Annotated in this window: 23 protein-coding genes; 17 read left to right on the top strand and 6 right to left on the bottom strand. The window is 49.6% G+C overall.

Annotation, left to right across the window (positions count from 1 at the left end; translation table 11 throughout):
• The first annotated feature begins 473 nt into the window (after positions 1-473).
• From ilvB to ilvA, 8 genes are all read left to right on the top strand, one after another.
• The gene (gene ilvB, locus WN59_RS09015; RefSeq protein ID WP_197073407.1) at positions 474-2,213 is read left to right on the top strand and encodes a biosynthetic-type acetolactate synthase large subunit; all 1,740 of its coding nucleotides are present in this window, start codon (positions 474-476) and stop codon (positions 2,211-2,213) included.
• Positions 2,201-2,722 (top strand): acetolactate synthase small subunit, encoded by a 522-nt coding sequence (gene ilvN / locus WN59_RS09010; protein ID WP_046516070.1) that lies wholly within the window; start codon positions 2,201-2,203, stop codon positions 2,720-2,722. Before ilvB ends, ilvN begins: the two co-directional genes overlap by 13 nt.
• 71 nt (positions 2,723-2,793) lie before the next feature.
• A complete protein-coding gene (ilvC, locus tag WN59_RS09005; protein ID WP_046516067.1) occupies positions 2,794-3,828 on the top strand; it encodes a ketol-acid reductoisomerase in 1,035 nt (344 codons plus the stop codon).
• Positions 3,815-5,362 (top strand): 2-isopropylmalate synthase, encoded by a 1,548-nt coding sequence (locus WN59_RS09000; RefSeq protein ID WP_046516064.1) that lies wholly within the window; start codon positions 3,815-3,817, stop codon positions 5,360-5,362. Before ilvC ends, WN59_RS09000 begins: the two co-directional genes overlap by 14 nt.
• Before the next feature lie 23 nt (positions 5,363-5,385).
• Positions 5,386-6,492 (top strand): 3-isopropylmalate dehydrogenase, encoded by a 1,107-nt coding sequence (leuB, locus tag WN59_RS08995; RefSeq protein WP_046516060.1) that lies wholly within the window; start codon positions 5,386-5,388, stop codon positions 6,490-6,492.
• A 17-nt stretch (positions 6,493-6,509) separates the two neighbouring features.
• On the top strand, positions 6,510-7,913 hold the full coding sequence (gene leuC, locus WN59_RS08990; protein WP_046516057.1) for a 3-isopropylmalate dehydratase large subunit: 1,404 nt from the start codon (positions 6,510-6,512) through the stop codon (positions 7,911-7,913).
• Positions 7,914-7,924: 11 nt separating this feature from the next.
• On the top strand, positions 7,925-8,548 hold the full coding sequence (leuD, locus tag WN59_RS08985) for a 3-isopropylmalate dehydratase small subunit (RefSeq protein ID WP_046516053.1): 624 nt from the start codon (positions 7,925-7,927) through the stop codon (positions 8,546-8,548).
• A 91-nt stretch (positions 8,549-8,639) separates the two neighbouring features.
• Positions 8,640-9,599 (top strand): threonine ammonia-lyase, encoded by a 960-nt coding sequence (gene ilvA / locus WN59_RS08980; RefSeq protein ID WP_082099235.1) that lies wholly within the window; start codon positions 8,640-8,642, stop codon positions 9,597-9,599.
• Between the two features lie 109 nt (positions 9,600-9,708).
• On the opposite strand, the gene WN59_RS08975 is transcribed toward ilvA, so the two are convergent.
• Entirely contained in the window at positions 9,709-10,317 is a 609-nt protein-coding gene (locus WN59_RS08975; protein ID WP_046516041.1) for a YktB family protein, read from the bottom strand.
• Positions 10,318-10,394: 77 nt separating this feature from the next.
• On the opposite strand from WN59_RS08975, the gene WN59_RS08970 reads away from it, so the two are divergent.
• Complete coding sequence (locus WN59_RS08970; RefSeq protein ID WP_046516037.1) at positions 10,395-11,210, top strand: inositol monophosphatase family protein; 816 nt, start codon at positions 10,395-10,397, stop codon at positions 11,208-11,210.
• On the opposite strand, the gene WN59_RS08965 is transcribed toward WN59_RS08970, so the two are convergent.
• The 3 genes from WN59_RS08965 to WN59_RS08955 form a co-directional block, all read right to left on the bottom strand.
• Entirely contained in the window at positions 11,195-11,494 is a 300-nt protein-coding gene (locus WN59_RS08965) for a hypothetical protein (RefSeq protein WP_046516033.1), read from the bottom strand. The genes WN59_RS08970 and WN59_RS08965 overlap by 16 nt on opposite strands.
• 20 nt (positions 11,495-11,514) lie before the next feature.
• Positions 11,515-12,078 carry a hypothetical protein gene (locus tag WN59_RS08960; protein WP_046516029.1) on the bottom strand — a complete coding sequence of 188 codons (564 nt, stop codon included), beginning with the start codon at positions 12,076-12,078 and terminating at the stop codon, positions 11,515-11,517.
• 168 nt (positions 12,079-12,246) lie between these two features.
• A complete protein-coding gene (locus WN59_RS08955; protein ID WP_046516025.1) occupies positions 12,247-12,438 on the bottom strand; it encodes a DUF5325 family protein in 192 nt (63 codons plus the stop codon).
• 159 nt (positions 12,439-12,597) lie between these two features.
• On the opposite strand from WN59_RS08955, the gene typA reads away from it, so the two are divergent.
• Both typA and WN59_RS08945 read left to right on the top strand, forming a co-directional pair.
• Positions 12,598-14,442: a translational GTPase TypA gene (typA, locus tag WN59_RS08950; RefSeq protein ID WP_046516021.1), complete on the top strand. Its 1,845-nt coding sequence runs from the start codon at positions 12,598-12,600 to the stop codon at positions 14,440-14,442.
• A 24-nt stretch (positions 14,443-14,466) separates the two neighbouring features.
• On the top strand, positions 14,467-14,796 hold the full coding sequence (locus WN59_RS08945) for a YlaH-like family protein (RefSeq protein WP_046516017.1): 330 nt from the start codon (positions 14,467-14,469) through the stop codon (positions 14,794-14,796).
• 88 nt (positions 14,797-14,884) lie between these two features.
• On the opposite strand, the gene WN59_RS08940 is transcribed toward WN59_RS08945, so the two are convergent.
• Complete coding sequence (locus WN59_RS08940) at positions 14,885-15,367, bottom strand: hypothetical protein (RefSeq protein ID WP_052747368.1); 483 nt, start codon at positions 15,365-15,367, stop codon at positions 14,885-14,887.
• 147 nt (positions 15,368-15,514) lie between these two features.
• Here WN59_RS08940 and WN59_RS08935 point away from each other — a divergent pair, with 147 nt between their 5' ends.
• From WN59_RS08935 to WN59_RS08920, 4 genes are all read left to right on the top strand, one after another.
• Entirely contained in the window at positions 15,515-15,802 is a 288-nt protein-coding gene (locus WN59_RS08935) for a YlaN family protein (RefSeq protein WP_017548425.1), read from the top strand.
• 42 nt (positions 15,803-15,844) lie between these two features.
• Positions 15,845-17,038, top strand: coding sequence for an FtsW/RodA/SpoVE family cell cycle protein (locus WN59_RS08930; RefSeq protein WP_046516011.1), 1,194 nt, complete (start codon positions 15,845-15,847; stop codon positions 17,036-17,038).
• A gap of 75 nt (positions 17,039-17,113) precedes the next feature.
• A complete protein-coding gene (locus WN59_RS08925; RefSeq protein ID WP_046516006.1) occupies positions 17,114-17,941 on the top strand; it encodes a hypothetical protein in 828 nt (275 codons plus the stop codon).
• A 152-nt stretch (positions 17,942-18,093) separates the two neighbouring features.
• Positions 18,094-21,528 carry a pyruvate carboxylase gene (locus tag WN59_RS08920; protein ID WP_046516003.1) on the top strand — a complete coding sequence of 1,145 codons (3,435 nt, stop codon included), beginning with the start codon at positions 18,094-18,096 and terminating at the stop codon, positions 21,526-21,528.
• A gap of 38 nt (positions 21,529-21,566) precedes the next feature.
• Here the strand turns inward: WN59_RS08920 and WN59_RS08915 are convergent, their stop codons facing one another.
• Complete coding sequence (locus tag WN59_RS08915; protein WP_046516000.1) at positions 21,567-22,460, bottom strand: COX15/CtaA family protein; 894 nt, start codon at positions 22,458-22,460, stop codon at positions 21,567-21,569.
• 309 nt (positions 22,461-22,769) lie between these two features.
• Here WN59_RS08915 and cyoE point away from each other — a divergent pair, with 309 nt between their 5' ends.
• Together cyoE and coxB are read left to right on the top strand one after the other, a co-directional pair.
• Positions 22,770-23,690, top strand: a complete 921-nt coding sequence (gene cyoE, locus WN59_RS08910; RefSeq protein ID WP_046515996.1) for a heme o synthase — start codon at positions 22,770-22,772, stop codon at positions 23,688-23,690.
• Positions 23,691-23,718: 28 nt separating this feature from the next.
• Positions 23,719-24,864 (top strand): cytochrome c oxidase subunit II, encoded by a 1,146-nt coding sequence (gene coxB, locus WN59_RS08905; RefSeq protein WP_046515994.1) that lies wholly within the window; start codon positions 23,719-23,721, stop codon positions 24,862-24,864.
• The last annotated feature ends 1 nt before the right edge of the window (position 24,865 follow it).

Genomic DNA, 24,865 nt, shown 5'->3' with positions numbered 1-24,865 from the left:
ACGATTTAAAATAATTTAATATTTAGGTGTTGATTTCTGATTCCAAACGTTATAAGATTACTTTCAATATCACATATCAGAAATGTCTGATAACTTTTCGGACACACATACAGGAAAACGACGATGGGACCTTATGATTACGCATGACATTTACCAGAGACCCGGGAGATGCTGGAACCCGGGAATGTCATAATCATGACTCTCGACCCTGAGTGCCGGACTGAAAGATGAGTTCATCGAATAGGCCGAGCCGGGTGCAGGACACCCGTTACCAAAAAGGACTGCCGGCGGCAGTCCAGGAGGCATCCACCGCAAGGTGCATGCAGATTTGGGTGGTACCGTGAAAAAGGACTCTTTTCTCCCCATGCTGATACTTATTTCAAAATAGGTGTCTTCAGGGAGGAAAGAGTCTTTTTTATTTCAAAGCTTTCACAGGAACCTTTCCAGTGTGAAATACAAGGAGGTAAGTGGTAATGAGAACTCAGACAAAGAGTGAAATGAAAATTGAAGCGCAGGAGCAGAAGTTGAGGACGGGGGCAGACCTGTTCATCGAGTCGCTGGTTGAACAGGATGTCGATACGGTATTCGGTTACCCGGGCGGTGCTGTACTTCCGATCTACGATGCCCTGCACCGTGCGGAGGCACCGTTCCAGCACATACTGTGCAGACATGAACAGGGCCTCATCCATGCAGCCGAGGGGTATGCAAGGGTTACAGGCAAGCCGGGCGTCGTCATTGCCACTTCCGGGCCGGGGGCGACCAACCTGGTCACAGGCATTACAGATGCGATGATGGATTCGCTGCCGGTGGTTGTCTTCACCGGTCAGGTATCCACGGCAGTCATCGGTTCGGATGCCTTCCAGGAAGCGGATGTCATCGGGGTGACGACACCGATTACGAAACATAACTATCAGGTGACGGATCTCAAGGAGCTTCCGCGCATCATAAACGCAGCATTCCATATCGCGACTACGGGAAGACCCGGCCCGGTGGTTGTGGATATACCGAAAAACATTGCACAGGAAATCTCCGGAGAAACTTTCAGCAGCGATTTCCATTTGCCGGGCTATCAGCCGACCTACAGGCCGAATCCGCTGCAGATCAGAAGGCTGGCTGATGCACTTGCATCGGCGAAGCGGCCGGTCTTGCTGGCCGGAGCCGGCATCCATTTTGCCGGAGCCGACAGGGAGCTGCTCGAATTTGCAGAAAAGCACAGTCTGCCGGTAACGACCACACTGCTCGGAATCGGCAGTTTCCCGGGCGGCCACAAACAGGCACTCGGCATGGCGGGCATGCATGGGTCATACGCCGCCAACATGGCAATCTACGAAGCGGATCTGCTCATCAATATCGGAGCAAGATTCGACGACCGTCTGACCGGTGCACTGCAGCACTTTGCCCCGGAGGCGAAAGTCGCCCATGTCGATATCGACCCGGCCGAGATCGGTAAAAATGTCGACACGGACATACCGGTGGTCGGGGACGCGAAAGAGGCACTTCAGGGATTGCTTGAAACGCACATTGAAAAGACGGACTGTACAGAATGGTACAGGCGTGTGATGGATAACAAAGACAGCAGCCCATTTTGGTTCGAACGCTCGGATGAGCTGATTTCACCGCAGTGGCTGATTGAGGAGCTGCACCGTGAAACAGACGGTCAGGCCATCATTACAACGGACGTCGGTCAGCATCAGATGTGGGCGGCGCAGTTCTATCAGTTCAATGAACCTCATAAATGGGTGACTTCGGGCGGACTGGGAACGATGGGATTCGGCTTGCCGGCAGCCATCGGTGCACAGCTCGGCCGTCCCCGGGAGACGGTGGTCTCAATCGTCGGGGATGGTGGTTTCCAGATGACGATGCAGGAACTTGCGGTCATCAAACAGCACCGGCTGCCGATCAAAGTGATCATCGTCAACAACGAAGCGCTCGGTATGGTGAGGCAGTGGCAGGAGAAGTTTTATGAAGAACGGTATTCCTCATCACTGATGACTGAAAACCCGGATTTCGTAAAGCTGGCTGAAGGGTTCGGCATCAGAGGAATAAGGGTTTCGAATGAAACTGAAGTCCCTGCAGTGATGAAGGAAGTCTTCTCTTATGACGGACCGGTGCTGGTGGATGCCAGGGTGCAGAAATTGGATAAGGTATTCCCGATGGTTGCACCGGGCAAGGGAAACCATGAAATGCTGGGGGTGAGAAGATGCAGCGAATAATCACAGCCACAGTCCAGAACTCAAGCGGTGTCCTGAACAGGATTACAGGGATGCTGTCCAAAAGGGCATTCAATATCGAGAGCATCACGGTCGGCACTTCCGAAACAGAGGGCATTTCAAAAATGACCTTTGTCGTGGATGTGCCGGATGAAAACAAAATTGAACAGCTGACAAAACAGCTGAACAAGCAGATTGATGTACTGAAGGTCAATGATATCACTGATCATTCGATCGTTGCCAGGGAACTTGCACTGATAAAGGTGGGGAGTACAAGCGCAACACGCTCTGAGATACAGGGCATCATCGAACCCTTCCGGGCAAGGGTGCTCGACATCTCCCGCAACAGCATGATCATCGAGGTGACCGGCAAGCCGGATAAGATAGATGCCTTGGCGGATCTGCTCCGGCCATACGGCATCATCGAACTCAAGCGGACGGGGGTTACTGCTTTCCGCCGGGGGAAGCAGCCCGCGAGACAGGTCCAGGATTTCAGCACATTAAGCATCTGAGCGGGAAAGAACCGGAACATTCATATGGAAGATATTGAAAACTACACTTAAAAATTGGAAGGAAGATTATAATGACACAAGTATTCTATGACAAAGACATCAACAAAGCGGCACTCGAGGGTAAAAAAGTGGCAATTGTCGGCTACGGCTCGCAGGGACATGCCCATGCACAGAATCTCAGGGACAGCGGATATGAAGTCGTTGTCGGACTTCGTCCGGGGAAATCACAGGAGAAGGCACAGGAAGATGGGTTTGAAACGAAAGCGGTAGCTGAGGCAGTGGCTGAAGCGGATGTCACCATGGTACTGCTGCCGGATGAAAATCAGCCGAAAGTATACGAGGACAGTATCAAAGACAACTTAAAATCAGGCAGCGCCCTTGCATTCGCCCACGGCTTCAACATCCATTTCAACCAGGTTGTGCCAAGAGAGGATATCGACGTATTCCTTGTCGCACCGAAAGGACCTGGACATCTTGTACGCAGGACTTATGAAGAGGAAGCAGGCGTTCCTGCCCTGTATGGTGTGTTCCAGGACGTGACGGGCAATGCGACAGACGTGGCGATGGCCTATGCAGCCGGCATCGGGGCAGCGAGAGCGGGCGTACTCGAAACTTCCTTCCAGGAAGAGACGGAAACGGATCTCTTCGGGGAACAGGCGGTACTCTGCGGCGGGCTCACAAGTCTTGTCAAAGCCGGGTTTGAAACACTGACAGAAGCAGGCTATCAGCCGGAAGTCGCTTATTTCGAATGTCTCCATGAGATGAAGCTCATCGTGGACCTCATGTATGAAGGCGGCATGGAAAACATGCGCTACTCCATCTCTGATACAGCGCAGTGGGGGGATTTCGTATCCGGACCGCGTGTAGTCAATGACGAAACCAAAGCGCGCATGAAAGAAGTTCTTTCGGAAATCCAGAGCGGTGAATTCGCCAAAGGCTGGATTCTTGAGAACAAGGCGGGACGCCCTCAGTATAATGCGATCAACAATAAGGAATATCAGCATCCGATCACAAAAGTAGGCCAGGACCTGCGCGAATTGATGCCATTTGTCAAACAGCCGGTCAGTGGCAAAAAGAAAGAAGGGAATGTTCATGTCACGAATTAGGATCTTTGATACCACGCTCCGGGACGGTGAACAGTCCCCGGGTGTCAACCTGAATAAGATGGAGAAGCTTGAAATTGCAAAACAGCTGGAAAAGCTGGGGGTGGATGTCATGGAAGCCGGTTTTCCGGCCGCTTCGGAAGGTGATTTCCAGGCGGTGAAGCTGATCGCCGATACTGTAACGGATGTATCGGTGACAGCACTCGCCCGTACGAGGAAAGGAGATATCGACCGTGCATGGGAAGCGTTGAAAAACACACCAAACCCAAGGATCCACATCTTCCTGGCGACATCTCCGATCCATATGGAATACAAGCTGAAGATGACACCTGAAGAAGTGATAAAGCAGTCTGTGGATATGGTCAGATATGCACGGGAAAGATTCACTGAGGTGGAATGGTCCGCAGAGGATGCCACACGTTCCGACTGGGATTTCATGGCGGACATCATCGAACAGGTCATTGATGCCGGTGCAACGGTGATCAATCTGCCGGATACTGTAGGGTATACTACACCGGATGAATACGGCAGGATGTTCAAGTATATGAAGGAAAATGTGCCCAACATCGCAAAGGCTGACCTGTCCTGCCATTGTCACAATGACCTTGGCCTGGCAGCGGCAAATACGATGGCGGCTATTGAAAATGGCGCCACGCAGGTCGAGGGGACCGTCAACGGGATTGGCGAGCGTGCCGGCAACGTCGCGTTGGAAGAAGTAGCGGTGGCGCTTCATATACGCGCCGATCGTTACAACTATGAAACAGGGCTCAAGCTCGATGAAATCAAACGGACAAGCGATCTGATTGCCAAGCTTTCAGGCATGTATGTGCAGGCGAACAAGGCGATCATCGGACGCAATGCATATGCACATGAATCCGGCATCCATCAGGACGGAGTCCTGAAAAACGCAGAAACCTATGAAATAATCACGCCGGAACTCGTCGGCGTATCGTCGAATACACTGTTCATGGGCAAGCATTCCGGAAAGCATGCATTCAAGGATAAAGTCAAAGAGTTCGGTGTAGAAATGACGGATGAAGAAGTGAAGAGCACCTTCAGACGGTTCAAGGAGCTTACCGACCATAAACGTGAAGTGACGGATGACGATATTTATACTCTGATCATGGAAACGAAGACTGCACATTCAGCAGTGAACAAATACAGTCTGGAAAACTTCCAGGTGAACTACGGTACGGCAAACATCACTACGGCGACTGTTTCACTCAGCACACCAGCCGGTAAGACGGTGCAGACTGCGGCGACGGGCAACGGCAGCGTAGAAGCACTGTACAAGACGATACAGGAACTCATTGATGCAGAACTCAAGCTGCTCGACTACCAGCTCAACTCCGTAGGCGGCGGTAAGGACGCGCTAGCAGAATCCCACGTACAGCTCCTGGTAAACGGAGAGAGGACCAACGGACGCGGCACTGCACAGGATGTCATCGAAGCATCTGCAAATGCCTACATCAATGCAGTCAACAGATATCTCATAACAGCACAGGCATCTAAAGAAAAGGAAGCAGTCAACGGATAAAATTTTAGGATGGAGGGGTTCGGATGAAAAAGCAGATTATAATGTTGCCGGGTGACGGCGTCGGGAAAGAAATAATGGAAGGTGCCAGAGCAGTGCTCAATGCTGTGGCGGGTGAACACCATCATGAATTCATCTTCCATGAACATGCGATCGGCGGTAGTGCAATCGACCGCTATGGTACACCGCTTCCTGAAGAAACTGTAAAGGCATGCAGCAGTGCGGATGCTGTGCTGCTCGGTGCGGTCGGAGGTCCGAAATGGGATCATGTGGAAGCGTCGAAAAGACCTGAACGAGGGTTGCTCGGAATACGCAAGTCACTCGGACTCTTTGCGAATCTGCGTCCCGTGACAGGATTCAGTTCCCTCGTACATTCCTCTCCATTAAAAACTGAAATCGTTGACGGCTGTGACATACTGATTGTACGCGAACTGACCGGCGGACTCTATTTCGGCAAACCAAGCGAAAGAAGGGAAGGCGGCCGGACGGTCATAGATACGCTCAAGTATACCCGTGAGGAAATGGAGCGAATTGTTGACAAAGGGTTCGAGTCGGCCAAAATGAGACGCGGGAAACTCACATCCGTGGACAAGGCAAATGTCCTTGAATCCAGCCGGATGTGGAGGGAAGTGGTCGATGAGAAAGCCCGAGACCATCCGGAGGTGGAAGTTGAACACCTGCTTGTTGATGCAGCTGCCATGAAGCTGATCACAAACCCGAGACAGTTCGATGTCATTGTGACAGAAAATCTCTTCGGTGACATACTGAGTGATGAGGCCTCAGTATTGACGGGATCGCTCGGTATGCTGCCATCGGCGAGCATCCGCACAGACGGTGTCGGATTGTATGAACCTGTGCACGGGTCTGCCCCCGACATCGCCGGCCAGGATATCGCAAATCCGCTAGGCATGATACTTTCAGCGGCAATGATGCTCCGGCATTCATTTGGGATGGAAGACGAGGCGGATGAAATAGAACGTGCAGTCAGTGACACGCTTGAGGGCGGATATCATACAGCCGACCTGGATATAGAAGGCGGCCGCATAGTCGGCACCCGTGAGATGGTGGAAAAGGTGATTGAGAATCTTTCGACCAAAAGCATTTCGAATGCAATTTGCAGCTCATATATGTAAGGAAAAGGTGTATTGATATGGGAAAAACAATTATTGAAAAAATCTGGGAAAATCATATAGTGCATTCAGAGGCAGATAAGCCGGATCTGATTTATATCGATCAGCACCTTGTCCATGAAGTGACTTCGCCGCAGGCTTTTGAAGGATTGCGTCTGAATGATCGCAAAGTCCGCCGGCCTGACCTGACATATGCCACGATGGATCATAATGTCCCGACCCGGGGCCGGGATGTCATCAAGGATGAAATTTCAAAGAAACAGATGGAGACGCTCAGGAAAAACTGTGCCGACTTCGGTATCAGGCTTGCCGATATGCATCATCCCGACCAGGGCATCGTCCACGTCATCGGGCCGCAGCTCGGACTCACCCAGCCGGGCAAGACAATCGTTTGCGGTGACAGCCACACTTCCACGCACGGTGCCTTTGGTGCCCTGGCATTCGGCATCGGTACAAGTGAAGTGGAGCATGTACTCGCCACTCAGACCTTGATGCAGTCCGAACCGAAGACGATGAATGTCAGGGTGAATGGTGATCTTGAAGCGGGTGTGACTGCGAAAGACCTGATTTTGGCGATCATTGCAAAATTCGGAGTGAAATTCGGCACCGGCCACGTCATTGAATATACGGGGGAAGCAATCCGGAACCTGTCAATGGAAGGACGCATGACGGTCTGCAACATGTCCATCGAAGGCGGTGCCCGTGCGGGGCTGATCAGTCCCGATGCGACAACGGTGGAATTCCTGAGGGGACGGGAATATGTGCCCGAAGGGGAGGCATTTGACTCGCTGGCCGGGAAATGGCTGGAGCTGGCAACGGATGAAGATGCAGAGTACGATGTCACTCTTGAAATCGATGCTGGCGAAGTCGAACCCCAGGTATCATGGGGGACGAATCCAGGCATGGTCGTGCCTATCAGTGCGGCGACGCCTAAAATTTCCAATGTTGAGAACAAGGATGAAGTCAGAAGGGCTCTTGAATATATGGGGCTCGGGGAGGATCAGCCGATTACTTCCATTGAAATCGATCATGTGTTCATCGGCTCCTGTACGAATTCCAGACTTCCGGATCTTCAGAATGCAGCGGATATCGTGAAGGGCCACCGTGTCAAAGAGGGGGTCCGGGCGATTGTTGTTCCGGGGTCGTTCAGCGTCAAGATGCAGGCCGAAGAGCTTGGCCTGGACAGGATCTTCAAGGATGCCGGATTCGAATGGCGGGAATCAGGGTGCAGCATGTGCCTTGCGATGAACGATGATATCGTTCCTGCAGGCGGGCGCTGTGCATCCACTTCAAACCGCAACTTTGAAGGCAGACAGGGATCGGGTGCACGCACGCACCTTGTCAGCCCTGAAATGGCTGCTGTTGCTGCCATCGAAGGAACTTTCACGGATGTAAGAAAATTCACAGCCGGTGTGCCGAGTTAGGAGGAGGGAATATGGAAGCGATCAGTGAACATAGAGGAAAGGTGTTCCCGCTTGAAAGAAGCAACGTGGATACGGACCAGATCATTCCGAAACAGTTTCTGAAACGTGTCGAAAGGACCGGATTCGGGCAGTTTGTATTCCACAACTGGCGTTTTGACGATGATGGAAACAGACGCGGCGGTTTTGAACTGGATGATGCGAAGTTCGAAGGTGCATCCGTTCTCCTGGCGGGCGAAAACTTCGGCTGCGGATCTTCCAGGGAGCACGCCCCGTGGGCGCTCCTGGATTATGGATTCAGAGTGATCATTGCACCAAGCTATGCGGATATCTTCTACAACAATGCATTCAAGAACGGCATCATCCTCATCAAGGCGGATGAGGGAAAGATCAGGGATTGGATGCGGAAATCGGAGGATGGCACATACAACATCCATGTAGACCTGAAGCAGCAGGAAATTACAGATGATGATGGGAATGCCGTACCTTTTGATATCCCGGGCTACCATAAGGAGAAACTTCTGAACGGCTGGGATGACATCGCATTGACCTTACTGCTCGACGAGAAAATCAAAGAATACGAGGCTAAGCAGCCCAAAGCTGTGACACCCCTCGCCAACGACGGGATTTTTAAATGATATAAATTTAAATCCAAAATAACTGATCAAGGAGAGTGACTTACATGGGGATTTCCTGACTGGTGGATTAGTCCATGACGCCTGGAAGCGTTTGGACCCTGTAGTCCATCAAACACCGATACGCACATCAGCTACTACGAATCTGCGCACTGGCAAAAACATCTATTTCAAAATGGAGAACCAGCAAAAAACCGGGGCTTTCAAATTCAGGGGCGCCAGCTACAAGCTTATGCGCCTCTCCCGAAGTGAACTTGACCGCGGCGTAATCACTGCTTCAGCAGGCAATCACGCACAGGGGCTTGCCCTTGCTGCATATAAACTGGGTGTGAAAGCAACGATCTACATGGCAGAGGCAACACCCGAAGCAAAAGTAGAAGCAACAAGAGGATACGGTGCCGAAGTCGTGCTCACCGGCGAAAGTTTCCAGGAGGCTTTTGAAGCTTCGCTGAAGCAGCAGGAAAGATGCGGTGCCACATATGTCCATCCCTTTGACGACTATGACATCATGGCCGGCCAGGGGACGATTGCCCTCGAGCTGCTCGAGCAGGTAAATACGATTGATACCATCGTCGTGCCTATCGGAGGCGGCGGTCTCATCAGCGGTATCGCTGTCGGTGCCAAATCGGTGAATCCGGATATAAAAGTCATCGGAGTGCAGGCAAAAGCTGCACCTGCAATGCATACCGCTTATCACCGAGGTGTCGTCAAAAAGCTGGATAAAGTCTCTACGATTGCCGAGGGCATCGCTGTAAAACAGCCTGGCGAAAATACACTGCCGCTCATCAACAATTATGTTGATGACATAGTAACGGTGAGTGAAGAGGAAATTGCAGACGCCATAGTGAATATGCTCGAACGTGGCAAATCATTGGTTGAAGGCGCAGGTGCAGCTGCATTCGCGGGCTTATTGTCACACAATGATCAGATCGATTCCAGGCATTGTGGAGTAATCGTCAGCGGCGGCAATTTTGATATCAGCCGTATGGCCGAGATACAGTCGCTCGCAAATCAGTTGAAACCCGAACAGTCCCATGCAGCCCTCTCATTCTAAATTCTGTAATATGCGGAAGCTGCAAGGATCCATGCCCGCCACTCAGTGTGGCGGGTTATTTTTACATAAAAGAACCGGATCGACCAATTCCGATCCGGTTCATATATCATCAGTATATCCTGACAAGCTTGTCCATCACCGTTTCCAGGTCTTTGATGAATGTTTCGTCACTTCCAAATGCTTCATCATCCGGACGATATACTTTTCCGACCAGAAACTCACCTTTTTTGACATTTTTCAGTCGGAGCAGACCATTTTCAAGATCTTCATCACTCATCTCGGAAAGGGCTGTCTTCTCCGGTTTCATGTGGTCGAGGGACACTTGATAACTCTGCGGGAAATCACGGAAAACCTCGAAGTCGTCAAGCCACTTGTCTGCAGCAGCCTTTTTGTCCGGAGATTCGTATATGACCCCGTACATGCAGAAAGCGTGGTCGCCGAACAGTCCGATCTGGAAGTGCGGCATCATCTTGTAGCCGCGCGGGTTTGTGCTGAAGCTGACCCATGTGTCATCCGGCGGGTTTACTTTTCTGCGGGCATGTTTTGCCACATGCGCAAATTGTTCTTCCCCCGTGAGTTCTGTCAGATATTCACTGAAATGGCTCCCCAGGTTCTCAAGTTTCGGACGGATATTTTCTATAAGAGCCTCCATTCGCGGTTCCAGGCCCTCGATATTGAATACTTTAAAATCTTTTTCTGTAAAATGGTAATCTGGCATTATGCGGCTCCTTTCAAAACATTACTTATATGATAGAATAATCGATAACGGCAATCAAACATTTGAGGTGGACATTTATGGAAATTTACGAGTTTGGAAAAGAACTGATCAGTGAAGCGGGCGATTTCATCAGAGGAAGGATGCTTGAAGATTTCAGGGTTGATGCAAAGCTTAACCCGAATGACCTGGTTACTGATGTAGATCATGAAACCGAAGCGTTCATATACGAGCGGATACTTGAACACTGGCCGGAGCACAGGATTATAGGCGAGGAAGGCCACGGCACAGATGTAGAAGATACGCGTGGTGTGCTCTGGATAGTAGATCCGATTGACGGTACACTGAATTTTGTGCACCAGCTTCAGAACTTCGCCATTTCCATTGGTGTCTATATCGACGGCAAACCATATGCCGGTTTTATCCTTGATGTCATGAATGACAACCTGTACCATGCCTTGGCAGGGAAAGGGGCATATAAGAATGACGTGCGCCTTGGCAGGATGCAGGATACACATCTCGCGAAGTCGCTCATCGCGCTCAATTCGAACTGGGTGATCAAAGAAGGGATCGGGCATACGTTCACCGAAGTCGTGAAAGATGCCCGGAGCACACGTTCCTACGGTTCGGCAGCGCTCGATTTTGTAAATACGGCCCAGGGCATAGTGAGCGCTGCGCTTTTCTTCAGACTGCATCCATGGGATTACGCCGCAGGTATGATCATCCTGGCTGAAACGGGCGGTGTCACGACAAACCTGCTTGGTGAAGAGATCAACATCCTGAAAAAGGATAGCGTGCTCGCAGGGAATCCCGGAATCCATGAAGAACTGAAGCAGTATTTCACAAGTGATGAGAAGTTCATTGCCAGTCACCGGAAGGCTCACGGCGAAAAATAATATATACGCTCCCTATTGTCCAGCTTCCTGAAGTTGGACTTTATTACTTTCTGCAGTGTATATTCGGTGAGGCCGATATTAATGTGGTCCTGTATGTCCCGTCTTGTATACACTTCATCCGGTATTATTTTCGTATAATGAAGGAAATAGTCCCGGATCTGATTTTCAACCCCCACCACAACTCCGCAGTCACTGCACATGAAAAGCCTGCTGCTCAGAATATCCATATCAAATGAATGGCAGTCGGAACATTTGACGCCTTTTTTATAGCCTTCCATATCCACAGTGTACTCTCTGCAGCTTTTCAGAATTTTGTCGAAGCCGGGTGGTGGTTCTTTTTTCTGATCACCGCCGAGTGCTCTATCGCTTTCAGGTAATACGGCAGGTTCTTCATATCGAGGAACAGCTCAGAACGTCTGCCCTGCAGCCTGAATCCGCTGTTCATCATCACATATTTCAAAATGATGGGCCGCTGGTATTTTCCTTCATCGATGAGCTGGGAGCGGAACATTTCATAAATGCGTTCGCTCCTGTTCAAATCAAGTGCCGCTTCATGGTTGTCCCTGCAGAGTATGTTGAAAGGATTGATATAGAATTCACCTGCAAGATCGTGCAGGACGAAAAGGTAGTAGCAGTAATCCGTAACGATGAGCACATTGACGATTTCATAGTCGCTGTCGATGAGCATTTCCGTGTGCCAGTGGATACTCATGTTATGCGTTTTGATCCTGGCCAGTTCCCTTTCGAATCTGGCCTCCAGCTTTTCCATGCGCTGCATCGCGCGGAATTCCTGCTTTTCGGTGTCGGAGAAGGGCAGGCGGTTGTAGAGGAATTCATACACTTTCAGTTTTTCATGCTTCTCTCTCATTTCTGTCACTCCTGTCAGTTGGATTACAGCCATTGTCGGCTCTGAGAGAATTTTGTGCAAAACGCAGAAGTTTGAAAATCGGCATGAATAAAGGAGGATTTCAGGAAAACAGTGGCCTGTTTCCCGTAATCCTCCTGTTCAGCGGGCAGAAGCCCGATATTTGCAGTGCTACAGCCAGCCGTTTTCCCTGTACTTCTTCTTCAGTGTGAAACCGATGCCGAAAATGGCGATGAACAGTACAACAGATAATATGGCCAGAAGCGGCATTGCTTCCGCAATGAATACGGAGAAAGCGACCATCATCAGAACAGCAAGTGTCGCAAGCACCGCAAAAATCGCTTTCGATTTCTTTTGAGCCATGGATAAACATCCCTTTCGAAGTGCTTTCAGCCGATATTATACCACAATTCCGTCTGCATTTATATGGAATCCGCTGTATTTGCAGGGTGTAATTATAGTTCGTATTATGATATAATAGTTAAGTTATGAAAGAGTAATTCTAAAAACGAAGGGAAAGTCCTGATGAATTCCAGAGAAGATATCCGTAATATTGCAATTATTGCACACGTAGACCATGGTAAAACGACACTTGTTGACCAGCTGCTCAAACAGTCCGGTATATTCCGTGAGAATGAGCACGTGGAAGAACGGGCTATGGACTCCAACGATATAGAGCGCGAACGCGGTATTACAATCCTCGCGAAGAACACAGCGATCGATTACAAAGGCACGAGAATAAATATCCTGGATACGCCCGGACACGCAGACTTCGGCGGTGAAGTGGAGCGTATCATGAAAATGGTGGATGGTGTCATCCTCGTCGTCGATGCATACGAGGGCACAATGCCGCAGACACGTTTTGTGTTGAAAAAGGCGCTCGAACAGAATCTCAAACCGCTTGTCGTCCTCAACAAGATCGACAAGGAAACCGCACGTCCGGAGGAAGTCGTTGATGAAGTATTGGAACTTTTCATTGAACTTGACGCCAACGACGAGCAGCTTGAATTCCCGGTTGCATATGCATCGGCAGTAAATGGTACGGCAAGCCTCGATGCAGAAAATCAGGATGAGAACATGCAGTCCATATATGACATGATCGTCGAGCACATACCGGCGCCTGTCGACAACAGCGATGAGCCGCTGCAGTTCCAGATCGCGCTGCTTGATTACAATGACTACGTCGGCCGTATCGGTATCGGGCGCGTATTCCGCGGCGAGATCAAAGTCGGACAGCACGTATCGCTCATGAAAAAGGACGGCTCCATCAAAAACTTCAGGGTGACCAAGCTGTTCGGTTTCTTCGGCCTGAGCAGGCTGGAAATCGAGAGTGCCAAAGCAGGGGACCTGATCGCCGTCAGCGGCATGGAGGACATCAACGTCGGTGAGACTGTCACGCCGATCGACCATCAGGAAGCACTGCCGGTACTGCACATCGATGAACCGACGCTGCAGATGACATTCTCCGTCAACAATTCACCGTTTGCCGGACGCGAGGGAAAATATGTGACAGCCCGCCAGATTGAGGAACGCCTCGCCCAGCAGCTTGAAACGGATGTATCCCTCCGTGTCGACGAGACGGACCGTCCGGATGCGTGGAGAGTCTCCGGCCGCGGCGAACTCCATCTGTCCATCCTTGTGGAGAACATGCGCCGTGAAGGCTATGAACTCCAGGTCTCAAAACCGGAAGTCATCGTCAAAGAAGTGGACGGCGTAAAATGCGAACCGTATGAACGTGTACAGGTCGATGTGCCGGAAGAGCATACAGGAAGTGTCATCGAGTCACTCGGACAGAGAAAAGGCGAGATGATCGATATGATGAACACAGGCAACGGACAGACACGCATCCAGTTTGATATACCGGCTCGCGGACTCATCGGATACCGTACCGAGTTCATGTCAATGACGCGCGGATATGGTATAATGAACCACACATTCGAAGACTACCGTCCACTGTTCAAGGGACGCATCGGCGGCCGCCACAACGGCGTGCTGGTATCCATGGACAAAGGTGTGGCATCAACATATGCAATCCTCCAGCTCGAAGACCGGGGAGAGAACTTCATGGAGCCGGGTACGGAAGTATATGAAGGCATGATCGTTGGACAGAATACGCGCGACAATGACCTTACCGTCAACATCACCAAGGTCAAAGCGGCAAACAACATCCGCTCTGCAACGAAAGAGCAGACGTCCACGATGAAAAAGCCGAGAATACTGACACTTGAGGAAGCGCTCGAATTCATCAACGAGGATGAACTGGTGGAAGTGACGCCGGAAACAGTGCGCCTCAGAAAGCAGATCCTTGGAAAAAGTGAACGTGAAAAAGCGCAAAAGCAAAATAAGTACAAACTTGAAGCGGAGTGAGTCTAATTGTTTCTCCCAGTCTTGATGAATGTCAACGTCACTGAGCGGCTGACATTTTTCGGCAGAATCTACGGTCTGGATACCAATCCCCAGACAGGCATGTGGTATTTATTCATCACAATCTATCTGTTATGCATACTTGTGTATGTCCTCGGATTTGCCAGAAAGATAAAACTCTGGCAGAACGTAGTGATATACATCGTCATGTTCGTCGGCTGCATCATGCTGACGTTCTTTGGAGCATTCCTGCCGGTGGCCGAAAGTCTGGCTGTTGCGGCAGTCGTCCTCGGCCTGTACCGTTTCAGGCTTCATCAGGAAAGGAAAGCGGGAAACATCAAAACCTCCAAAAAATGATATACCGGATTTCGGAGCACCTTCTGCGGGGGTGCTCTTATTTTTGGCACAAAAAAAGCAGCCGTTACGGCTGCCGGAATGTCTGTCGTCAATCGAACTTGATGCCTGTGACATGGACTAGCTTTTCCTTTATCTCCCCGTTTTCTATGACCAGGATATCCACCATGCCGTCGTCATAGAGACGTCTGCCTTCGTGGCTGAACTGTGCATATATGAGGCGGCGGTCACTGTAGGGGATGATGGATGCGCCTTCGTCATGAGTGAAGGTGATCATGGCGTCTTCGCCGCGTTCGGGTTCCGTATACAAGAAGAACGGCTCCAGGCAGATGATGAATGTTCCTTCCAGAAGGTCCTTCTTCTTGAATTTCTTCTCTGATTTGAGAGTCGGCGGCTTGGATGAACCCTCTATGATCTGACGGTTCCATTCCTTCGAGTCCTCGAACCTGATCTCTTCCTTATCTGTTTCTTTTGCAAGCACTTTCTCAAGCTCTTCCTTGCGGTCGTCGAATATCCATGCGGATGGGTCCAGTGTAATCTGATAGCGGACATTGCCCAATATTTGTATAATCATTATCTTCTCTCCTTACGCTATAATTATAACAGACTTGCAGATTGAAAATAAATGACATTTGCACTTTTATGAACTCTGTAATTGCTTGCTTTTTTGGACTCTGTGAGATAGAATTTTATAGAGAGTTCCAGGAAAGGGGATTTTTTCGTGTCCAGTAAAGAAGAATTAAGTAAACAGGCATATGAGCAGCTCGAGAAGGACGCGGAGAAGATTGTCCAGCTCATAGAGGTTCAGATGGATAATCTGACGATGCCCCAGTGTCCTGTCTATGAAGAGGTTCTAGACACACAGATGTTCGGCCTGTCCAAGGAAGTGCACTTCGCATCCAGGCTTGGCCTGATTGATCCGGTAGTTGGACATGAACTTTTGGAACGGCTTGAACAGGAAGTTTCCAAAGTACATGATGCATATATGAGAGACGAGAATAGAGTCTAAAGAGATTTTGATCTTTAGACTTTTTTTAAATGAGGGATTAGTTTGACATTCATTAAGGACTTCTTCAACTACGTTAAAGTGTATTCCAAATATGTGGATTTCACCATTGTGATTACATATGTTCTGCTCAGTCTGATCGGGCTGACGATGATATACAGCGCCAGCATGGTGGTTGCTTCAAAAAGTGATATCACCGGCGGGAATCCGAGCCATTACTATACCAGGCAGATAGTATCCATGATACTTGGCTACGGCATTGTTTTCGTCATGGCATATTTCATGTCAGGGGAATTCCTCAGGAATAAATACTTCCAGATGCTTGCGACAGTGGCCATACTGCTTCTGCTGATCGTCACAGTCATTTTCGGCACGGAAGTGAACGGTGAGAAAAACTGGATCCGCCTTGCCGGATTCAACTTCCAGACATCCGAGTTCTTCAAAATAGTGACGATATTGTATCTGTCATATATTTATGACCGCAAGAAAGACCGGCTGAAACGGCTGGAATGGGGGCATCTTGCCCCCGTCGGCTTCATTGGCATGTGTACGATGCTCGTCATCTCCAATGATTTCGGCACGGGGCTTGTCATTGTCGGTATCATCGCCGGCATATTCATCTATTCAGGCATTTCGCTGAGGTTCCTGCTGAAAGTCGGCACGGCACTGTCACTCGCCGCCGGCGCCGTCGGTGTGATCATCTATCTGATCAAAGGGAGCATCCTCTCTCCGCACCAGTCGGCACGGATTGATACATTCCTGCATCCGTTCAACGATCCGACGGGGACAGGCTATCAGCTGACCAATGCGCTCGTTTCCATCTCACACGGAGGGATTACAGGCACCGGACTCGGGAACGGCATCATGAAGCTCGGCTATCTGCCGGAACCGCACACCGACTTCATATTCGCGGTCATCGCGGAAGAACTCGGTCTGATCGGCGTCATTGTCATACTCGTCCTTTATCTGGTCATCGTCATAAAAGCATTGAGATATGCTGCGATCTCAAAAGATAAATTCTACAGTCTCGTCTGTATGGGGGTCGCGATCTATATCACCTTCCAGCTGTTTGTAAATCTCGGCGGCATTTCCAAGCTGATACCGCTGACCGGCGTGCCGCTGCCGCTGCTGAGCTACGGCGGTTCTTCATTTTTGAGCATATCCATAGCCATCGGACTGCTCATCATTTCAGCCAAGCACGTCAAAAAAGAAAAGCTTACGGAAAAAGGGGAAATATAGAGTCCCGGAACAGAAAGGAAGAACGGACAGTCCATCATATGTGGGCTGTCTTTTATATAGAAGGGGAGTTTTTGAATGGGAATAACAGTACACGGCAGAAAGCTGCTGATTGACGGAGACAGGGCAGCAGCAGATTATGCTGCATATGAGGATGCTTCTCCATACCATAAAGACGGACAAGTGTGGCGTTTTGTCGACTTGAAAGATGCAGCCGGCCGTATTGCCCGTATTGCTGCCATGCGAAACGGGAGGATCGAGGGCGGGATCTCTGCAAAAGCTGCCCTTTCCCGAAAAATAATCAGGGACGAAGTCCGGAGTCTCCTGGATGATGAATCTCTTCTGAAAGAACGCTGCCGCACGGACAGGCGTACCCTCGGACTCCTCGGCACTCTGGCTGAAGTGGCTTCACAGGACAGCCGGTACGTGCCGCTCAGGGAACATGTTGAAATGATGACGCAGCTTGAAGGCAAACTTGAGTCGGCACTCGTCATTTTAAAGGGGACGATGGCGGAAATAGATGAAACCGGTTCATACGATGAAGAGAAGATGGAGGCTTGTCTTGATGATTATGTGCGGAACTATCTTTTCCCGCTGGAATATGAAATCCAGGTGAAGGGATATCTTCTGCAGGCTGTCTATTCTGATCTCCACGCCGGTCTCGAAGCGAAAAGATTCAGGCTTGGCCGGTTCAGATCAGGCCGGCTGAGGAAGCATGCAGCAATGATGGCGGGACTGGATATGAAAAATACGCCGTGGATCACCATAATGGAAGAAAACCTGGAAAAACCGGTGGATGACAAGACCGGTGATGAAAAAATGATCGCTGCTCTGAAGAGGCATCTCAATAGACAATCAGAACTTAAAGCGGAGAGTATATTATACACTGAGACCGGTCGCATCTGAACAGTCCGTCCATTATGCAATGGACATGAAGCAAGCCATGCCAGTCTTTTTGAAAACGTTTACATTTATAAAAAGTAAAATTCGGGCTGAATATTATTGTATATATTCTGAATATTTATTATAATTAGCTATTATGTGGAAGGGGGATAAACATGAAAAAGATCAATAAGCTCATGGCGGCGAACCGGGGAGAGATAGCCATCCGGATATTCCGGGCATGTACAGAGCTTGATATCACGACGGTTGCAATATACAGTAATGAAGATAAGGGGGCATTACATAGATACAAGGCCGACGAAGCGTATCTGGTCGGGGAGGACCTTTCTCCGACTGAAAGCTACCTCAATATTGAAGCCATCATCAAAGTCGCAAAAGATGCCGGTGTGGACGCAATCCATCCGGGTTACGGCTTTTTGAGTGAAAACAAGGAGTTTGCAAAGCGGTGCGAAGAGGAGGGGATCATCTTCGTCGGACCGGAACTCCGTCACCTGGATATGTTCGGGGACAAGGTCAAAGCCCGCGAAACGGCACTCTCCACAGGTCTTCCGGTCATCCCGGGTACGGACAGTGCAGTACAGTCCTATGAAGAAGTCGAGGCATTCATCGAGGAGCATGGCTATCCGATCATCATCAAGGCGATTTCAGGCGGCGGCGGAAAAGGCATGCGTATCGTAACAGAAGATGACAACCTGAAAGACAGTTACGAGCGCGCCAAAAGTGAAGCCGACAAGTCGTTCGGGAACAGCGATGTCTATCTGGAGAAATACATCGACCGTCCGAAGCATATCGAAGTACAGATTCTTGGCGACAATGAAGGGAACGTTGTCCATCTGTATGAACGCGACTGTTCAGTACAGCGCCGTCATCAGAAAGTCGTAGAAGTGGCGCCGTCGGTCGGACTGACAAAGACAATGCGGGAAAAGATCTGTGAAGCGGCCAAAGACATGTCCCAAAAGGTCGGGTATGTGAACGCCGGTACTGTCGAATTTCTCGTGGCGGGTGATGAGTTCTATTTCATCGAAGTGAACCCGAGGGTACAGGTCGAGCACACGATCACCGAGATGGTGACAGGCGTTGATATCGTGCGGACACAGATCCAGATTGCCGACGGCAACAGCCTGTTCGGCGAGGTCATCAATATGCCCGGGCAGGAAGACATCCCTCTCATGGGATATGCGGTCCAGTGCCGTATTACGACTGAGGACCCTCTCAACGATTTCATGCCGGATACGGGTGAAATCATGGCGTACCGCTCAGCAGGCGGTTTCGGTGTCCGTGTCGATGCGGGTGACGGTTTCCAGGGCGCGGTCATTTCACCTTACTATGACTCACTGCTCGTAAAACTGTCGACGCACGGCCTCACATACAAGGATGCGAATGATAAGATGGCACGGAGCCTCAAAGAGATGCGCATACGCGGTATCAAGACGAACCTGCAGTTCCTGACAAATGTCATCGGCGATGAAAGTTTCCGTAAAGGTGACTATTCCACGAAGTTCATCGATACGACACCGTCACTGTTCGTATTTGAAAAGCCGAAGGACAGGGGTACGAAGACGCTGGAGTATATATCAACGATTACAGTGAACGGGTTCCCCGGGGTCGATAAACGCGACAAGCCGGTGTTTGAAAAACCGAGGATTCCGGATTTCAAGCCTGCAGTTCAGGATGGCACCAAACAGATCCTCGACAAGGAAGGTCCAAAAGGGCTTGCGAAGTGGCTGAAGGAACAGGAGGATGCGCTGATTACGGATACGACGATGCGTGACGCCCATCAGTCTCTACTGACGACCCGCATGCGCACATATGACATGAAAAAGATTGCGCCGTACACGGCACATGATCTGAAAGATGCCTTCTCACTTGAGATGTGGGGCGGTGCAACATTCGATGTTGCGTACAATTTCCTTAAGGAAGATCCGTGGAGACGCCTCGAAACGCTCCGTAAGGAGATTCCGAACGTACTGTTCCAGATGCTGCTGCGCGCTTCAAATGCAGTGGGCTACAAAAACTATCCGGATAATGTGGTCGAGAAATTCGTGAAGGAAAGCGCCGCATCAGGCATCGATGTGTTTCGGATATTCGATTCACTGAACTGGCTTGAGGCGATGAAGCATCCGATCGAAGCGGTGCTGAAAACAGGCAAGGTGGCCGAGGGTGCCATCTGTTATACAGGGGATATTCTGGATCCCGGCCGCTCAGACATCTATACGCTCGATTACTATAAAAACATGGCGAAGGAACTGGAGGCGCAGGGTGTTCATATCCTTGCCATCAAAGATATGGCAGGACTGCTCAAACCTGAAGCTGCATACGAACTGATCGGTGAGCTCAAGGAAACCGTCGATATCCCGATCCATCTGCATTCACACGATACGAGCGGCAACGGCATCATGATGTACTCCAAGGCGATCGAAGCCGGAGTGGATGTCGTGGATACGGCTCTCGGTGCGCTGAGCGGACTGACTTCCCAGCCGAGCGCGAACAGCCTCTATTACGCCCAGTCAGGCAACGGCAGACAGATACGGGCTGATATCGAGGGACTGGAGAGGCTCAGTGAGTACTGGGAGGATGTCAGGAAATACTACGCCGACTTTGAAAGTGACATCAAGAGCCCGCATACTGAGATCTACAAGCATGAGATGCCGGGCGGCCAGTACTCCAACCTCCTCAGCCAGGCGAAATCAATGGGTCTCGGAGACCGTTACGGTGAAGTCAAGAAGATGTATCAGAGAGTCAATATGATGTTCGGGGACATCGTCAAAGTGACCCCTTCGTCCAAAGTGGTTGGTGACATGGCACTGTTCATGGTACAGAACGACCTGGATGAAGAAAGTGTCATCTCACGCGGTCCGCATCTTGATTTCCCGGATTCCGTGGTCAGCTTCTTCAAAGGCGAAATCGGCAGACCGGTCACAGGATTTGATGAAGAACTGCAGAGAACTGTGCTGAAAGGGACGGAACCATTAGCAGAACGTGCCGGCAAAGTGCTTGAACCTGTGGATTTCCTTGAACTCAAAGAAGAGATGTCCCAATTCTGTGAGCATGATATCACGGATAAGGATCTGCTTTCATATGCACTCTATCCGAAAGTATACAGGGAATTCCTGGCAACGAACCAGAGGTACGGAAACGTGGAAGTTCTTGATACACCGACGTTCCTGTTCGGCATGCGGAAGAATGAAATCCTCGAGATCGAGATTGACAAAGGCAAGACACTCATCGTGAACCTCCTTTCAATCGGACATGTCCACGAGGACGGCTACCGCTGGATGTACTTCGAACTCAACGGATTCCCAAGAAAAGTATATATCAAGGATGAAAACGTCGAGTCCAAAGTGGCAAAACTGAAAAAGGCGGATCCGACTGACGTCGGCCATATCGGCGCCCAGATGCCAGGTACGGTCAGCGCAATCAAATTCAAGGCAGGAGATGAATTCAAGAAAGGGGATATCATCATCATAACGGAGGCGATGAAGATGGAGAACTCCGTCAAAGCACCATTTGACGGCAAGGTGGACGAAGTGTTCGTTGAAGCCGGGGATGCTGTTGAATCCATGGATCTGATGATGACTGTCGAAAAATAGATGTAAAAAAGCGATCCTGCGGGATCGCTTTTTTACATCTATTTTGTTCTTGAAAGCAGCATGATGAAGTAGCACAGCAGTCCGAAAAGAAGGGTGATGAACAATGCATGCAGCAGAGCGATGAATATGTTCACCAGTGTGAATACACTGAGCATACCCGTTGTTGCTTGCAGAAACACGAGGATGAAGGCCAGGATCCAGCCGTTCCTGATTACCCTGTATCTGCTGTAATGTCTTATCGCATGGAGCATTATGATGAAAATCCAGATGACTACTATACCTGCAAGGGCACGGTGGCCCATCTGCACCCACTGGTAGAAGTCCATCGCCCAGAACTGCCCGGGCTGACAGTGCGGCCAGCTCAGACAGGCGAGTGAAGACTCGGTATGTCTGACGAGGGCTCCGCTGTAGACCACCAGATATATATATATCGTCAGGAAGATCGTGTTGTACCTGAGGAACGGTCCGAAAGCCATGATTTCTGCTTCAAATTTGGTATCAACTTCAAAGATAAGCAGCGTAAGCAGCAGAACTGCCGCGAAGCTGATGAGTGATATTCCGAAATGTGCCGCGAGAATGAAATCATTCTGTCCCCACATTACTGCTGCAGCACCAATCAGAGCCTGTGCGAGGATGAAGCCGATGCTGAGTGCGACGAGAAATTTTGTCTCCCTCTTATGCGGGATCATTTTCAGCACCATGTAGCTCAGTACGCCGACCAGGATGATTGCGATGCCTGATACACCTCTGTGGGCAAGTTCGATGATGGTTTCAATCGGCCAGTCGGTCGGCACGAGTTTTCCATGGCACAGGGGCCAGGATTGCCCGCATCCGTCGGCTGACCCCGTCTTGGTGACAAGGGCACCCCCGATTTGGACGAAGACCATCATGAGCGTTGTTACCGCAGCCACAATTTTCAAGTTTTTATACAATGGTAACACCTCAATAATTCAAATGCTTTTTGTGGTATCAGAATTACAATATATATGAAAGAACCCGTCAGAGCAAATGTTAATATTCTGAAATGCCCTTAACAATTCTGGAATATATGGTAAAATCGATATGTACAGAAGCTCTCTAACAAGTATAAATCAGATTGGCGTTTTCCATGTGGCACATTCATGAACAATTTTTGAACAATATAAAATGTAACGAATTTATTTCAGAAATGTATAGTAAATGTGACCTTTTTAATTTATTATTAAATATAAATGTGTTTATTGGTGAAAGGAGGCGTATGGATGCAAAGTGATGTATATGGAAATGATGTGCATCATGTCGACAAGGGAATAACTTTCAAAGCTGTAAAGACCCTGGTCAAGGAAGGGATCATTAAAGCGAACCTGATGCCCGCTTTTGCTGCCGGTTTCCTGGCGGTGATGTATTACGGACAGTCTTTTTTCGCAAACATTCCCGTCCTCCTGCTTATGGTTCTCGCAACCGCACTGGTCATCGGCGGCGTTGCCGCACTCAATAATTTCTATGACCGTGATATCGATTCTGTAATGGGATCGAAGCTGGACAGGCCGAGTGTCGACGGCACTTTCAGTGTCGGACAGATACTGGCAATCGGCTTTTCGATGCTGATTGCGGGTGAGATCATCCTGTTCATGATTAACCCGACAGCTGGAACGCTTGGGCTGATCGCCGCTTTTGGATATGCAGTCGTCTACTCGATCTATGCCAAAAGGCATCTGCTGTCCAATACAGTAATCGGTGCAATTCCCGGAGCGATGCCGCCTTTGATCGGCTGGGCCGTGATCGACCCGGGCCTGCACCTGCTTGCCTGGGCGATGTTCATCGTAATGTTCATATGGCAGCCGCCGCATTTTTATGCACTGGCCATCAGACGGAGCGATGAATACAGCGAGGCTGGCGTACCAATGCTTCCTTCCGTAAAAGGAAATCACCGTACACGGGTGTCCATCATATCCTGGGTGGCACTTCTTTTGTTCACACCGCTGCTCATGATGGAACTCGGGTTATGGTTTGCCGGGCTGGCCACGCTGCTGAATGCCGCCTGGCTCCTGGTTGCTCTCAACAGGTTCCGCCGCATTGAAGACTATAACCGCTATGCCGGTCGGGTATTTGTCTTCTCATTGAACTACATTATTATTTTCTTTGTAATGATCATCATTGCCGGCCTATTATTTAATTTCTAAAGCTTAGTATGAAAGAGGGGCTATTTACATGAAAAATCGTTGGATGAATGCCAAATGGATAGGTCTCATATCTGTCCTTATGGTATTTCTGTCGGGCTGTGGTAAGAATCATCTTAGTACATTAAGGCCTGCTGGTGAGGTTGGACAGGAACAATTTAATCTGATGCTGCTTTCCATCATCATCATGATATTGGTAATTCTGGTAGTTGTTGTACTCTTTACATTTGCTCTGACTAAGAGTCGCAGAAGTAAAGTGGGCGAGGATTTCGAACCGAAAGATGTTGCAGGTAACCATACACTTGAAGTGATCTGGACAAGCATTCCTATCCTGCTGCTCATCATTCTTGCCATCCCTACAATCTACTTCACGTTCAAGCAGGCAGATACGCAAGCCATGGAAACTGAAGATGGCGAACTTAACAGTGAAGAAGTCATTGTCAATGTAACAGCGCATCAGTACTGGTGGGAATTCGAGTATCCCAACCAGGAAGTGGTCACTTCCCAGGAACTTGTCGTACCTACTGATACGAAAGTATACTTCAACCTTCATGGTGCAGATGTAAAACACTCATTCTGGGTACCTGCAGCCGGAGGTAAGATGGATACGAACATAGACGGGATCAACAGTTTTTACTTAGTATTTGATGATGAAAAAGCACAAGATTCTGAGCGCCTCTTCAATGGTAAGTGTGCGGAACTGTGCGGACCTTCACACGCATTGATGGATTTCAAGGTCAAGGCGCTTCCTCAGGAAGAATATGATCAGTGGCTTGCTGACATGAAAGCTGTAGAAGAACCTGCACAGGCTTCAGCCGATGATGCGGCAGAAGGCCAGGGAATCTTCAACAACTCATGTATTGGATGTCACGCTGTAACACCTCAGGGTGCCGGTGCACAAGGACCAAACCTTGCAAACTTTGGAGACCGTGACCTGATTGCAGGTTACCTTGAGCATAATAAAGAGAACCTGGTAGACTGGATTTCCGATCCTGAAAGCCTGAAACCGGGAAATAAAATGACAGGCGCTTATGATCTGTCTGAAGAGGAAATCGATAAAGTGGCTGAATATCTGATGGGGCTGAACGTTGAAGAAGGTTCCGGAGATGTAAGCGCACTTGAAGAAGACGATGAAGAATCTTCAGAGGAAGACTCTTCAGAAGAGGGGGGTAACTGAT

This window comes from Salinicoccus sediminis (genome assembly GCF_000986795.1).
GTDB classification, from domain to species: domain Bacteria; phylum Bacillota; class Bacilli; order Staphylococcales; family Salinicoccaceae; genus Salinicoccus; species Salinicoccus sediminis.
The sequence above is the reverse complement of the archived record's forward strand: the minus strand, read 5'-3'. Positions and strand labels throughout refer to the sequence as shown.